The organism is Saliphagus sp. LR7 (genome assembly GCF_003344565.1).
Classification (GTDB): Archaea; Halobacteriota; Halobacteria; order Halobacteriales; family Natrialbaceae; genus Saliphagus; species Saliphagus infecundisoli.
In genome coordinates, this window is sequence record NZ_QPND01000009.1 from 133923 (window position 1) to 147465 (window position 13543).

General features: G+C 67.8%; 12 protein-coding genes. 9 read left to right on the forward strand and 3 right to left on the reverse strand.

The window, feature by feature from the left end; genetic code table 11:
* Nucleotides 1-670 precede the first annotated feature (670 nt).
* From DVH23_RS13780 to DVH23_RS13795, 4 genes are all read left to right on the forward strand, one after another.
* The gene (locus DVH23_RS13780) at nucleotides 671-1546 is read left to right on the forward strand and encodes a twin-arginine translocase subunit TatC (protein WP_232833765.1); all 876 of its coding nucleotides are present in this window, start codon (nucleotides 671-673) and stop codon (nucleotides 1544-1546) included.
* Between the two features lie 252 nt (nucleotides 1547-1798).
* A complete protein-coding gene (gene nasA, locus DVH23_RS13785) occupies nucleotides 1799-3841 on the forward strand; it encodes an assimilatory nitrate reductase NasA (RefSeq protein WP_114578024.1) in 2043 nt (680 codons plus the stop codon).
* Between the two features lie 2 nt (nucleotides 3842-3843).
* Nucleotides 3844-4512 (forward strand): molybdenum cofactor guanylyltransferase, encoded by a 669-nt coding sequence (locus tag DVH23_RS13790; RefSeq protein WP_157972401.1) that lies wholly within the window; start codon nucleotides 3844-3846, stop codon nucleotides 4510-4512.
* 231 nt (nucleotides 4513-4743) lie between these two features.
* Nucleotides 4744-6507 carry a nitrite/sulfite reductase gene (locus DVH23_RS13795; RefSeq protein ID WP_114578003.1) on the forward strand — a complete coding sequence of 588 codons (1764 nt, stop codon included), beginning with the start codon at nucleotides 4744-4746 and terminating at the stop codon, nucleotides 6505-6507.
* Here DVH23_RS13795 and DVH23_RS13800 read toward each other — a convergent pair.
* Nucleotides 6504-6914 (reverse strand): hypothetical protein, encoded by a 411-nt coding sequence (locus DVH23_RS13800; protein ID WP_224827637.1) that lies wholly within the window; start codon nucleotides 6912-6914, stop codon nucleotides 6504-6506. The genes DVH23_RS13795 and DVH23_RS13800 overlap by 4 nt on opposite strands.
* 179 nt (nucleotides 6915-7093) lie before the next feature.
* The gene (larE, locus tag DVH23_RS13805) at nucleotides 7094-7975 is read right to left on the reverse strand and encodes an ATP-dependent sacrificial sulfur transferase LarE (protein ID WP_114578004.1); all 882 of its coding nucleotides are present in this window, start codon (nucleotides 7973-7975) and stop codon (nucleotides 7094-7096) included.
* A 130-nt stretch (nucleotides 7976-8105) separates the two neighbouring features.
* Here larE and DVH23_RS13810 point away from each other — a divergent pair, with 130 nt between their 5' ends.
* Both DVH23_RS13810 and fer read left to right on the forward strand, forming a co-directional pair.
* On the forward strand, nucleotides 8106-9287 hold the full coding sequence (locus tag DVH23_RS13810; protein WP_198667930.1) for an inorganic phosphate transporter: 1182 nt from the start codon (nucleotides 8106-8108) through the stop codon (nucleotides 9285-9287).
* 120 nt (nucleotides 9288-9407) lie between these two features.
* The gene (gene fer, locus DVH23_RS13815) at nucleotides 9408-9797 is read left to right on the forward strand and encodes a ferredoxin Fer (protein WP_114578006.1); all 390 of its coding nucleotides are present in this window, start codon (nucleotides 9408-9410) and stop codon (nucleotides 9795-9797) included.
* A 69-nt stretch (nucleotides 9798-9866) separates the two neighbouring features.
* On the opposite strand, the gene DVH23_RS13820 is transcribed toward fer, so the two are convergent.
* Nucleotides 9867-10817, reverse strand: coding sequence for a twin-arginine translocation signal domain-containing protein (locus DVH23_RS13820; RefSeq protein WP_114578007.1), 951 nt, complete (start codon nucleotides 10815-10817; stop codon nucleotides 9867-9869).
* 225 nt (nucleotides 10818-11042) lie between these two features.
* Here DVH23_RS13820 and DVH23_RS13825 point away from each other — a divergent pair, with 225 nt between their 5' ends.
* The 3 genes from DVH23_RS13825 to DVH23_RS24290 all read left to right on the forward strand — a co-directional run bounded on the left by DVH23_RS13825 (nucleotide 11043) and on the right by DVH23_RS24290 (nucleotide 13421).
* Complete coding sequence (locus tag DVH23_RS13825) at nucleotides 11043-11981, forward strand: carbohydrate kinase family protein (protein ID WP_114578008.1); 939 nt, start codon at nucleotides 11043-11045, stop codon at nucleotides 11979-11981.
* Nucleotides 11982-12055: 74 nt separating this feature from the next.
* The gene (locus tag DVH23_RS13830) at nucleotides 12056-13051 is read left to right on the forward strand and encodes a hypothetical protein (protein WP_114578009.1); all 996 of its coding nucleotides are present in this window, start codon (nucleotides 12056-12058) and stop codon (nucleotides 13049-13051) included.
* Nucleotides 13052-13262: 211 nt separating this feature from the next.
* Complete coding sequence (locus DVH23_RS24290; protein ID WP_198667931.1) at nucleotides 13263-13421, forward strand: hypothetical protein; 159 nt, start codon at nucleotides 13263-13265, stop codon at nucleotides 13419-13421.
* The last annotated feature ends 122 nt before the right edge of the window (nucleotides 13422-13543 follow it).

Genomic DNA, 13543 nt, shown 5'->3' on the forward strand with positions numbered 1-13543 from the left:
GACGCGATCGGACGCGATCGACGACGGATCCAGTGAGGACGCGACGGAGGGCGCGGACGGCGCTGGAACCGACGATACGGACGGACGCAGCGAAGCCGGCGGAGCCGACGATGGCGAAATAAACGGGGCGGCGGCCGACGACGCGACTGGCGACGAGGCCGTAAGCGACGACCCCGATACCACGGACACGGACGCCGGGATCGCCGATTCCGATGTTGATGCGGCCGGATCGACCGATCCGGCCGACGCGGGCGACACGGCGGATGACCAGGAAAGCGGCGAGGCCGCGAGCGACGATACCGATAGCGACGAGGTGGGGAGGGCCGACGCCGGCGATTCCGACGACACCGACGACGGTCCGACGGTCGATACCCTCGAGGGCTGGCCGTCGGTAACGCCCGATCCGGTCGATCTCGAGGCTTCGGACGCGGACGGAGGCTCGGACTCCGGCGCGGACGATGACCACGAGGACGACGCGGACGATGACCACAAGGACGACGCGGACGATGGCCTCGCGGACGCCGCGGGCGAGAGCGACACGGGGAGCGACGAGTCCGCGAGCGAGGGCGCCGACGACCTCGCTGCACCCGGAGACGCGGACGAATCTGCGGACGACGACGCGAGCGCCGAGTCCGACGAGAGCCGGGACGGATCGACCGACGACACGGCGATCGAAAGCGATGACGGCGACGCGGACGGGGCGAACGCGAGCGAGGCGGACGTGACGGGAACGGACCTGCCGGAGGCCCAGACCGACGGCGAGGGATACGTCCGCGACCAGCCCGGAGGCGGGGGACATGACGAGAACCTGGGGGGGATCTCCACCCCGCCCGACGACGAGGAGATGCCCCTGGCCGACCACATCGAGGAGATGATTCTCCGGCTCGCGGTCGTCTTCCTCTTTGGCGCCGCGGGCACCGCGATCGGGCTGCTGGGAGCCTCGCCGGCGATCGACTACATCTGGCAGAACGTCCTGCCGGCGACCCTCGAGGCGCCCCCACACGTCTACCACCCCCTCGAGCTCTGGCTGACCCGGATCAAGGTCGCCGCCCTGCTTGGCATCCTGGTGGGCCTGCCGATGTTCGTCTACCAGTGTTACCTGTTCATGCGGCCGGGACTGTACCCCAACGAGCGCAAGTACTACCTCTCGGCGGTGCCAATGAGCCTCGTGCTCGCGGTCGTCGGGATGGGTATCTCGTTCGTGCTCGTCCTGCCGATCCTCTTTCGGTACTTCACCTACTACTCGGAGGGCAGCGCCGGCATCGCCTACGCGCTGGGCGAGACGTTCAATCTCATCATCACGCTGACGGGCTTTCTCGCGATCGTCTTCCAGATCCCGCTTTTCATCATGCTCGCGATCATGATGGGGGTGACCACCCGCCGGTGGCTCGCCGACAAGCGGCTGTACTTCTGGGCAGGCTTCTTCGGCCTCTCCTTTATGTTCACGATCGACCCGACGCTGATGGCGCCGATCATCGTCGGGATCCTCATGATCGCGCTCTTCGAGGGGACCCTGCTCCTGCTTCGCTGGACCGGCCAGGAGTGATCGACGGACGTCGAATCGCGGCCCCGGTTCGTTCGGTACAAACGTCCTAGTATTCCTCCCATCCGTCCCAAGACTGTCGGGATCCGATCGCAGGGAGGAAAAACACCCGTTTGTTAAACGGGTAGCGTTTTACTTCCGCACAACCCACGGTTTTCCCGTGAATATGCGCCCGTCAACGAGTTCGACTCGGTGTTCGCCGATCGTTCGTCGATCCGCCGGCGTCGGTCGGCGGACGGCGGGAGGGCGATCCGCGTGAGCGAGTTCGTGCCGACGACCTGTCTGCGGTGTGCGGTCGGCTGTGGCCACGTCCAGCGCGGCGTCGACAGCGGCTACGGACTCGACTCGGTCCGGGGAAACCCCGAACACCCCGTGAACAACGGGCTGGCCTGCCAGCGCGGGGTCCGCGAGACGGCCGACCCCGACGGCGAGTGGCTCGCCCGCCCGCTCGTCCGGCGCGAGGGCGATCTCGTCCCGACGACGATCGAGAACGCGCTCGCGGCCGCCTCGAGCGGGCTCTCCGCTGCTACTGAATCGGGCGAGGTCGCCGTCCTGGGAAGCGGCCAGCAGACCAACGAGGCGGCCTACGCGCTCGGAAAGCTCGCCCGCGGCGGCCTGGGCACGCGCTACTACGACGCGAACACGACGCTCTGTATGGCGTCGGCGGTCACCGCCTACTACGACGCCTTCGGCAGCGACGCGCCGCCGCCGACGTACGACGACATCCCCGACGCCAGGACCCACCTCGTCTGGGGGGCCAATCCCTCGGTCGCGCACCCGGTCATGTTCCGGTGGATCAGCCAAAGCGCGAGCGAGGAGGGTTCGGAACTGATCGTCGTCGACCCAGTCAGGAGCGAGACTGCCGAGGTGGCCGACGACCACGTCGCGGTCGACCCCGGCGGCGACCTCGCGCTCGCGCGGGCCATACTCGCCCGGATCGCCGACCGCGACGGGGTAGACCGCGAGTTCGTCGAGACCCGGACCGAGGGGTTCGACGAGTTGCTCGCGACCCTGCCGCCCGCCGCGGAGAGCGCCAGCGAGGCGGGGGTTTCCGTGGCGACGGTCGATCGGCTCGCGGCGGCGTTCGAGGCGCCGACGCTCGTCTACTGGGGGATGGGGGTAAATCAGAGCGTCGACGGAACCGCGACGGCGGGCGCGCTGATCGACTGCTGTCTCGCGAGCGGGAACCTCCGGCCGGGGTCGGGTCCGTTCTCGCTGACGGGCCAGGCGAACTCGATGGGCACTCGAGTCTGTTCCTCGAAGGGGACCTGGCCGGGCCACCGGCCGTTCGACGACCCCGACCACCGCCGCGCGGTCGCCGACGCCTGGGGCATCCCCGAATCGCGGCTCCCCGACGATCCGGGGCCGGGTCCCGTGGGGATCTGCGAGGCGATCGACGGCGACGTGGAGGCGGTCTACGCCGTCGCGACGAACCCCGCTGCAGGTCTTCCGGATGCGGCCGCGGCCCGCGACCGTCTCGAGGACACCTTTCTGGTCGTCCAGGACGCCTTCCGGAGCGAGACGGTCGAACTCGCCGACGTCGTCCTTCCGGCGGCGACCTGGGGCGAATCGGAGGGAACGGTGATGAACATGGAGCGGACGATCTCGCGGGTCCGGGCGGCGACGGAGACTCCGTCGGGAATCCGGACGGACCTCGCGCTGATCGGCGAGATCGCCGACCGGGTCGTCCCCGGACTGTTCGAGGAGCCGCCGGAGCCCAAACCGATCTATGAGGAGTTCCTCGCGCTCACCGAGGGGACCCCCGCGGACTGTTCGGGGATCGGCTACGAACGCCTCGAGGCCGAACTCGCCGTGCGGTGGCCGGCGCCGACGCCGACCGCCGAAGGGGGGTATCGCTACTACCGGGAGGGAACCGGGGGGGAACACGGTGGCGACACCGAGAGGTGGGAGTTTCCAACGCCGTCCGGGCGTGCGCGGTTCTCGTCGGCCGTCTCGGGTGACGACCCCGAACCCCCGTCTTCCGAGTACCCGCTGACGCTGACCACCGCCCGGGAGGACGACGGCTACAACACCGGCGTCAGGACCCGCGAGGCCGAACCGCCGACCGCCCGCGTCGCGCCGGCGACCGCCGGCGACGACCGCCACGCCCGGCTTTCCTCCCGGCGGGGATCGGTCCGCGTTCGGCTCGAGCCCGACGAGGCGATCCCCGAGGGGATGGTCTGGCTGCCGATCCACCACCCTGCGGCCAACGATCTCACGCTCCCCGAGGTCGATTCCCGCTCGAAGGAGCCGAACTTCAAGCAGTGTGCGGTCCGCCTCGAGTCGTTGGGGGACTGACCGTGCGCTCGGCGGTCGTCGTCGCCGGCGGCTTCTCCGAACGGTTCGGCGACCGCGAGAAGGCCCTCGCGCGCGTCGCGGGCGAGCCGATGATCGCCCGGGTCGTCCGGGCGGTCGCTCCCGAGGTCGGGGAGGTCGTCGTCAACTGCCGGCCCGACCAGCGCGGGGCGTTCGAGGCGGTCCTTCCTCCCGAAACGCGATTCGCGCTCGACCGCGACGACGAGCGCGACGCCGGCCCCGTCGCAGGGCTCGCCCGCGGGCTCCGTGTCGCCGACGGCGACCGGACCATCGCCCTCGCCTGTGACCTCCCGCTGCTCGAAACGAAGGTCGTCGCCCGGCTGTTCGAGACCCACGAGCGCAGTGGGTGCGATGCGACCGCCCCCGTCCTCGAGGAGTACCCCCAGCCGCTCGCGGCCGTCTACGACTCTCGGCGAGCGCGCCGGGCCTGCGAGGCCGCCCTCCGGGCCGACGAGCGCCGCCTGGTCGCTGCCGTCTCGGGGCTCGAGACGGTTCGGGTTCCCGAATCGGACCTCCGGGAGTGGGCCGATCCCGACCGGCTCCGGGCGGTCGATACGCCGGCGGACCTGGCGCGGGTCCGGCGTCGGCTCGAAACCCGCGAGCGGGGCGGGCCCGCGGACGTCCGACCGGGGCCGTCCGGTCCCGGTCGATAACCGTCCAGAAACCGCCGGCGAACCGGCGTCCGCGGTTCGTGGGGAACGTCCTAGTACTGATCATATGTCCTTCGAGATCGGTCGATTCCGACGGATGGGGAGAGAAAATACGTTGTTTGTCAACGATTACTACTATATCTGTCCACAACATGGCCACTATCCATGATGTCCACCACGAAACGAGACCGTTCAGAGAAGAATAGCGACGAACGTCCATCCGGGGTGGTCTGAGTGGTCCACAAAAAGGAGGAGTACAAGGCCGACTGTTACGGCGACGAGGTCCGCGAGCACATCGTCGAGTTCGCCGAAAACGGCGGCTTCGAGGCGATCCCCGAGGACGAACGCGACGAGTGGTTCACTCGTTTCAAGTTCTGGGGAGTCTTCCACCAGCGCTCGGGCCAGGAATCCTATTTCATGATGCGGCTGACGAACGCCAGCGGGATCCTCTTGCCGGGACAGCTTCGAGCGATCGCCGAAGTCGCCCGCGAGTACGCGACCGGCCCCGCCGAGAACCCCGAGTTCGGCAACGGCTGGATCGACCTCACGACCCGCCAGTCGATACAGCTCCACTGGATCGAACTCGAGGACGTTCCCGAAATCTGGGAGAAGTTGGAGGAAGTGGGCGTCTCCTCTCGGTCTGCGGGCGGGGACACGATGCGCAACATCTCGGGGTGTCCCCTCCACGGGAAAGCCGAGGAGTACGTCGAGACCGGCGACCTCCTGAAGCGGTTCCAGACCGAGCTTCGCGGGGACGACGCGCTCGCGAACATGCCCCGGAAGTTCAACATCAGCGCAACGGGCTGCAAAGTGGGCTGTGCCCAGGACTCGATCAACGACGTCGGCTTCGAGCCCGCCCGCAAGGAGATCGACGGCGAGGAGGTCCGGGGGTTCAACGTCCGGGTCGGCGGCGGCCTCGGCGGGCGCCAGCCCCGGTCGGCGACCCCGCTCGATGTCTTCGTCCGCCCGGAGAACGCCTACGAGGTCGGCCGCGGGTTCGTCGAGCTCTATCACGACCACGGCGGCCGCCAGAACCGCTCGAAGAACCGCTCGCGCTTCTTCGCGGACGACTGGGGCATGGAAAAGATCCGTGAGACCCTCCAGGCGGGCTACGTCGATTTCGATCTCCACACTGCGGGCGAGGACTTTCGCGAGGAGTACACGTACAACGCCGGGAGATCGCCCGAAGACGGCCCCCACGACCACGTCGGCGTCGGCGACCAGCGCGACGGCCGCAACTACGTCGGGCTCTCGGTCCCCGTCGGCCGGATGCCCGCCGGAGACGCCATCGCCCTCGCCGACCTCGCCGATTCCTACGGGTCGGGCGAGGTCCGGCTCACCCGCCGCCAGAACCCGATCATCGTGGACGTGAGCGACGACGACCTCGACGCGCTGCTCGCCGAACCCCTGCTTTCGACCTACTCGCCGACCCCCTCGATCTTCGATCGGGGCGCGATGGCCTGTACCGGCACCGAGTTCTGTTCGCTCGCGCTGACCGAGACGAAGGTGCGAATGAGCCGGATGCTCAGGTGGCTCGAGGCGAACGTCGACCTCCCCGACGACGCCGGAGGGATCAAGATGCACTACTCGGGGTGTACCGCCGACTGCGGCCAGGCGCTGACCGCAGACATCGGTCTCCAGGGGATGCGCGCCCGCAAGGACGGCGAGATGGTCGAGGCGTTCGACATCGGCGTCGGCGGCGGGATCGGCGCCGAGCCCTCGTTCGTCGAGTGGGTCGCCCAGCGGGTGCCCGCCGACGAGGCCCCCGCCGCGATCAAGTCGATTCTGGAGGCGTTCGCCGCCCACCGCACGGAGGGCCAGTCCTTCCGCGAGTGGGTCGAGGAGACGGGGACCGAGCCGATCGTCGAGCTGTGTGAACCCGCCGAGACCGACTTCGAGGCGCCGTACATGCACGACGGCAAGCAGGCGTGGTACCCCTACGCCGACGGAGAGAAACCGGCCGCCGCCTCTCCGAACCCCGCTCCGAGCGACGATTAGTTCCGGCGTTCGTCGATCCCGTCCGTACCGAGGTCGAGGGGGCCATCCGTGACTCCCGAGGCTTTCGTCCGGTCGAACCCGTACTCGAGGGCCGCCTCCAGGTCGGCGGGACCGTCGTAGGCGGCCGCAAAGAGCTCCATGAACCGGACCGCGATCGCCCGACAGCGGCCGAACGTGAGCACCTGTCGGATCCGGAACGTTTCCGAGAAGTCGAGCCCCGGGTACGTCGTCGCCTGGAGGGTGTACCCGGGGGTCTCGTAGCCGTCGAGGGAGGCGGGCGCGATCCGGAGCCGGAGGTCGCCCGACTCGTGGAGGTAGGTCGCGTACTCGAGTTCGTCGTCGCCGTCGGCGGGGGTGTACGTCCGTCGCTGGTCCCGGCGCCACGCCGCGGGGAGGTCCTCGGCCATCGTCCATCTCTATCCGGTGGGGGACGACGAACGTATGGTATAGCGCAATATTTCACCATCCAATTCGTATTCTACAGCGTTTGGCGAGTTACTTAGGGAATCCAAGGGAGATAATACGGCGATCGTCAAACGGATCGGCGCTCGCGGGACGGTTCGTCCGGTCCCGGCGTCGCCTCGGCTTAGGGACCGTCGGTCGGGTACTGGACGTCGAAGACGTTCTCGACGAGGGGCTCGTCGTCGGAGTCGTCGGTCTCCTCGCCCCCGGGACTGACGCTTCCCGTCCGATACCCCTGGAGGTCGAGGGTGACGTGGTCGAATCCCAGTTCCGAAAGCGCCGCGTTGACCTCCTCGGCGAAGGTTGGATCGAGCGCCTCGGGGAGTTCCTCGGGATCGATCTCGATGCGCGCGAGGCCGTCGTGGTCCCTGACCCGAAACCCCGAGAAGCCCCGCTCGCGGAGGACGGCCTCGGCGCGTTCGATCCGGCTCAGGCGCTCTTCGGTCACCGAGAGGCCGGTGGGGATCCGCGAGGAGAGACACGCCATCGCGGGCTTGTCCGCGACCGAGAGCCCGTAGTCGTCGGCGATCTCGCGGACCTCCTCTTTGGTGATCCCGTGGGAAAGCAGCGGCGAGACGACGTCGAGTTCCTCGACGGCGCGCAGTCCGGGGCGGTGGCCGGCGCCGGGGTCGTCGGCGTTGGTGCCGTCACAGACGGTTCCGATTCCGAGCTCGCGGGCCTTCTCGAACATCCGTCCGAGGCGCATCGTCCGGCAGTGATAGCACCGGTCCTCGTCGTTCTCGACGAATGCGTCGCTGTCGAGTTCCGAGAACTCCACGACCTCGTGGCGGATCCCGATCTCATCGGCGACCCGCTTTGCCTCCGAGAGCTCGGCCTCGGGGAGGGTCTCGCTTTTGGCGGTGCAGGCGACGGCGTCGTCGCCGATGGCGTCGTGGGCGAGTGCGGCGACGACGCTCGAGTCGACGCCCCCGGAGAAGGCGACGAGGGCGCCATCGCGGTCGGCGAGGTCCGCGCGGACGGCCTCGCGTTTGGCCTGCGTGGTCATGGGCCGGGTTCGGGCCGGGAGGCCAAAAGCGCGTTGTCCCCGGCCGCCATCCCCACTGGGCGCGCCGGCCTCCGGTCGGCTCCCCCGCGCCGATACGGGTGTTTTTAACCGCCGCGTTCGACTATCCGGTGTGAGCGAGGTACTCCTGGTCGTCGGTCTCCTGGTCGCCGTCTTCGTCGGTTACAACATCGGCGGCGCGACGACCGGCCCGGCGTTCGGCCCCGCCGTCGGCGCGAACGTCATCACGAAGCTCGCGGCGGCGGCGCTCATGTCGATCTTCTTCTTTCTCGGCGCGATCACGATCGGGCCGGCGGTCGTCACGACTCTCGGCGAGGAACTCGTCACCGACACGAGCGTCTTCACCCTCGAGGCCAACGTCGCCGTACTCTTTTTCATCGGCGGCGCCCTGTTCCTGGGAAATCGTGCGGGCGTGCCGGCCTCGACCTCGATGACCGCCGTGGGGGCGATCGCCGCCCTCGGGCTCGCGACCGGCGAACTCGACTGGGCCGTCCTCGGCGAGATCGTCATCTGGTGGGTCGTCGCGCCGATCATCGGCTTCTGGGTCTCGGGCGTGATCGGCCGGTACTTCTACCCGGCGATCAACGCCTGGGTCGCGATCGAGGACGGCGAGGGCGAGGAGCCGATGCTGTCGGTCTCCCTGGAGGGGGTCGTTCCGACGGTCCGGACGCCGGACGGTCTCGACCGCCGCGGGACCGCCGGCGCGGCGGTCGTCGTCGTCATCGGGTGCCTGATGGCCTTTTCCTCGGGGACAAGCAACATCGCGAACGCGATCGCGCCGATCTACGCGACCGGCGACGTCGGGATGATCCCGCTGATCCTGATCGGCTCGGCCGCGGTCGCGGTCGGCTGTTTCACGATCGCCCGGCGCACGCTCGATACGCTGGGCAACGACATCACGAACCTCCCGCTGACGGCGGCGATCGTCGTCGCCGTCGTCGCCTCCTCGATCGTCATCGTCCTGTCGGCGATCGGGATCCCCGCGAGTTTCGTCGTCGTCGCGACGATGAGCATCATCGGCCTGGGCTGGGGCCGGGCGACCCGGACGACGACGCTGACCGACGCCCGCCGGGGCGAGGAGACTGCGGTGTCCGTCGGCGCCCTCACCGCGGAGGAGGAGGGCGAACCCGCCCCCGAGATCGGCGAGGAGGAGACCGACGACATCCCGAGCGCCTCGGACCTCTTCAACCCCTCGACGACCGCCCGGGTGATCCTCATGCAGAACGTCGTCCCGATCATCTCGACGGTCGGCGCCTTCCTGACGTTCCGATTTCTCCCGATTTTCGGCTTCTGATCGCCCGCGGTTTCCGACCGATCGTCCACCGACTCCCGTCCGGGCGTGCCGTATGCTAGTGAGAGACGCCCGGGGCCGCAACAGCAAGCTATACCAGTCCGGGTCTCGAACCGGCGGGTGATGCCCACGGTAGAATACCTGAACTACGAAGTACTGGACGACCAGGGCTGGGAAATGGACGACGACGACCTCTTCGAGAAGGCCGCCGACGCCGGCTTCGACGAGGAGGACTACGGCAGCCTGGACGTCAACGAGGGCGAGTACATCCTCGAGGCCGCCGAGGCCCAGGGCTACGACTGGCCCTTTTCGTGTCGGGCCGGCGCGTGTGCGAACTGCGCCGCCATCGTCCGGGAGGGCGAGATCGACATGGACATGCAACAGATCCTCTCCGACGAGGAAGTCGAGGAGAAAAACGTCCGCCTGACCTGCATCGGATCGCCCGCCGCCGAGGAGGTCCGGATCGTCTACAACGCCAAACACCTCGACTACCTCCAGAACCGCGTCATCTGATCGGCGACTCCGTTTTTTCGGCCCCGGTCTCCGAATTTTCGACGACCCGGGAGCGTCGCGTTCTCGTGGCTACATCGGAACGTCGCTTTCGTTGAACTCCCCCATGTCCACACACTCCATTTCGGGGGCTTCGACGGGGTCGACGTCGCCCCACGAGTGGAAGTCGGTGACCGACTCGCCGGTCTCGATCCGGCGGACGTAGCCGGTCTCGACGCTGACGTAGTAGGTCACGTCCTGGTCGTATTCGGCCGCCTCGTCGCCGCTGATCTCGAAGACCCGGACCTCCTCGCCGTCGATGGTGTCCCGGCCGCTGGCCTCTAGCTCCGGCTGGGCCTCCGCCTCGGCCTCCGGATCCTCGACTGCTTCCTGATCGAACTCCTGCTCGCCCATCCCAGGGAGGGTCATACACTGCTCGCCCTCGACAAAGTACGTCTCACCGTCGACGACGTACATCTCGACGGTCTCCCCTCCCTCCTCGATCGTCACGTACATGTTCTCCCCGTCGACCCGGCCGCTCGAGACGGCCGCTTCGGCCCCCTCGCCGCCCTCGGTTTCGAACGCGTAGGAGTTCTCGGCCTCGACGGTGTCCGCGAACAGCGCGCCGTCGCCCCCGCTCTCGTTGCCGTCCGTGCCGTCGGACTCGGTTTCCTCCTCGTCCGTGGAGTCGTTGGCGGAGTCGTCGGTTTCGTTCCCCCCGCCGTCCATCGTGCCGTCGGACCCGTTGGTTTCGTTGTCGGTCGCATCCTCGCCCCCGGTTTCGTTGCCGTCTCCGGTCTCGTTGTCGCCAGCGCCGCCGGACTCGTCGGTTTCGTCGTCGGTCGTCTCGTTTCCGTCGTCGGTCGCGTTTTCGCCGTCGTCCGTTTCGTCCCCGCCGTTGCCGCCGTTACCGCCGTTACCGCCGTTACCGCCGTTACCATTACCGTTGCCGCCGTTCCCGTTGCCGTTTCCACTCTCCGAGCAGCCGGCGACCGCCATCGCGGCCACGGCCGCGCCGCCCCGTAACAGGTCTCGTCGGTCCATGTGTAGTGACTAGGCAGCGATCACAAAAGTGTTGGGGCCTGACACGCCGAAATTCTCGCCACGGACCGGCGGTACCGCGCGATCGTGGCGTACTCTCACTGGACGCCAACGCGGGGGTTCCGTCGGACTCCGGGACCAGGGTATCGTCGCTCGTCGGGGCAGGCAGTACCGATCCTCCCGTCCGAAACCGGCCACACTTACGTTCCCGACGTCCCCAGTGTCGGTATGGAGGAGCCCCTCGAGGTCGTCTCGGTCGGCAGCGCGTTAGTAGACGAGGAGTACCTGGTCTCGAACCTGCCCGAGCCCGACGCGGGCGCCTACGTCCACGAGGAGTCGGTCGGCTTCGGCGGGGTCGCCGCAAACGGCGCGGTCGGGCTCTCCCGGCTCGGTCACGACACGGGCGTCGTCGTCCAACTGGGCAACGACGACAACGCCGACCTGGTCGAGGCGAACCTCCGCGAGGAGGGCGTCTCGACGGCGGGAGTCCGCTACGACGACGAGGAGCGCTCGACGTACTGCATGGTGTTTCGCGATCCCGACGGCGAGCGAACCATCGTCACCGGCGGCGGCGCCGCGAAGAACCTCGAACTCACCGAGGCGGACGAGGCGGCCCTCCGGTCGGCCGAGGTCGTCTTCGCCAACGGCTTCTGTCCCGACCGGGTGAGCCGTCGACTCGCCGAGCTCGCCGCCGACGGGGAGATCCGGCTCGTCTTCGATCTCGCGAGCACGTTGGACGAACTCGCCGACCGGGCGACCGAACGCGAGACGATCGACGACCTCCTCCCCCATCTCGCGCTGTTCGTCGCCAACGAGGTCTCGATCGACTCCTACCTCGGGGTTCGCGGCGAGGAAGCCATCGAGGCGCTCAGAAAGCGAGGGGTCTCCCGCGGGGCGCTCACGAGCGGCGAGGCGGGCGCCCTGCTGTGGGACGCCGAAGGAGTCGTCGAGGTGTCCGCCTTCGACGTCGACGTCGTCGACACGACGGGCGCGGGCGACGCGTTCGTCTGCGGGCTGATCCACGAGTGGCTGCTGGCCGGCGAATCCGCCGCCGAGGCCGGCCGCTTTGGGGCCGCGGCGGGCGCGTTCAACTGCACCGAGCAAAGCGCCCGCGGCGGGATGGTCGACGAGGACCGGATCCGGACGTTTCTGGCCGAGCGGAGCTGAGCCAGTTCTCGCTTCCGGCGGGGGCGCCTCGGGAGTTAGTAACCGTTATACGAGGGGCGGGCTACGGCTTAGACATGCAGTTCCGAGCAGGGATCCTCTACGCCGTTCTCTTCGTGGTGGTCGCCGCGGGTGCCTACGGCGTCATCGCGACCGCATCGTCGCCGTCGGTGACGGCCGACGACGTCGAGGCCGACTACACCTTAGAGGAGGAAGGTCAGGACCTCGAGGTCGACGGCCAGACGTTCAACGTCTCCACGCTCAGCGAGGGGTCGGGGACCGTCGAGTACGTAAACGAGTCCGCGATCCTCGAAGTCGAGTGGTCCAACGGGGACACCGTCCTCACGGAGGAGGGCGGCCAGGAGTACGAGGTAATGATCTCCCCATCCGGGGGGGACGGAGCAGGTAACGCGAGCGCCGGCAACGAAAGCGGCGGAAATGCGAGCGCCGGTAACGAAACCGCGGGCGGAGCGGGTAACGAGAGCGCCGGCGGAAACGAAAGCGGCGGCAATGAAAGCGCCGGCAACGAGAGTGGCGGCAATGCGAGTGCTGGCGGCGAAAGCGGGCCCCAGGCGTTCTCGCTGATCGGCGAGTACGACGAGGACGAATACCAGATCGAGGAGTTCTCCGAGGAGGACGACCGGCCGTACGTGATCACCGGCGAGGGCGGCGAGCGGACGGCCGTCCCCTTGGAGGAGTTCGAGGAGATAGACAGCGAACGCTACGAGGTCAATGACTCCATCTCGTTCTACGAGGAGGAGAGCGGACAGGTCGTCGAGGGCCAGGTGACGAGCGTCTCCGAGGAGGGCGTCACCGTCGAGTACGAGGGTGAGGAGGTCACCGAGAACGAACTCGCCCACGCCGACACCGTTTCCCTGAACGGCCAGGAGTTCGCCGTCTACTTCGACGGCGAGACGGCGATCCTCTCGAGCAACGTCGAGGGCTTGGAGAGCCAACAGACCGCCGTCGACGAGTTCAACCAGCGGATCAGCGGCCTCTGGTGGGTCGTCATCCTCTCGATCCTGGCGATGATCGTGACCGCCGGCTTGGCGTTCATGCCCGTCCGGGGCTGATCGTCGGATCGCTGCTCAGCTCCGTCGATTCTTCCGTTCTCCGATCGTTCCGGGCGTGCCGCCCAACAATCACACCTTTCGAGGATCGTCCGGTCGCTCCTCGAAGCGCTACTCGTAGGCTGAATCTCGTGTTGCATCGCGCCTGCGCACGCCTCAGACGGTGAGGAAAAGTCACCAAAGCTTGTTAACATCACTCCGTCTGTTGTTTATTATGGGCTTCAGAGAGATGGTGGATGGGGCTGGCGCCGTTCTGGACGGTGACGAACTGACCGGTCGACAAGCAGCCATCTTCATCGGCTTCTGGATGCTTCTTACTGCTCTCATTGGGATCATCGCCTATATTATCGTCTTCGTCATAATCGGATTTTAGCTGTAATTGAGGGCGCTAAGCCCCCTTCCTCAGCGAGCAGGGAGGGGATACAGCGCCCGCACCTCTTGTTTTCGCACGAATCGGCATCCTTACTACCTCGGCGGTCGAAGAAGGTAGTAAGA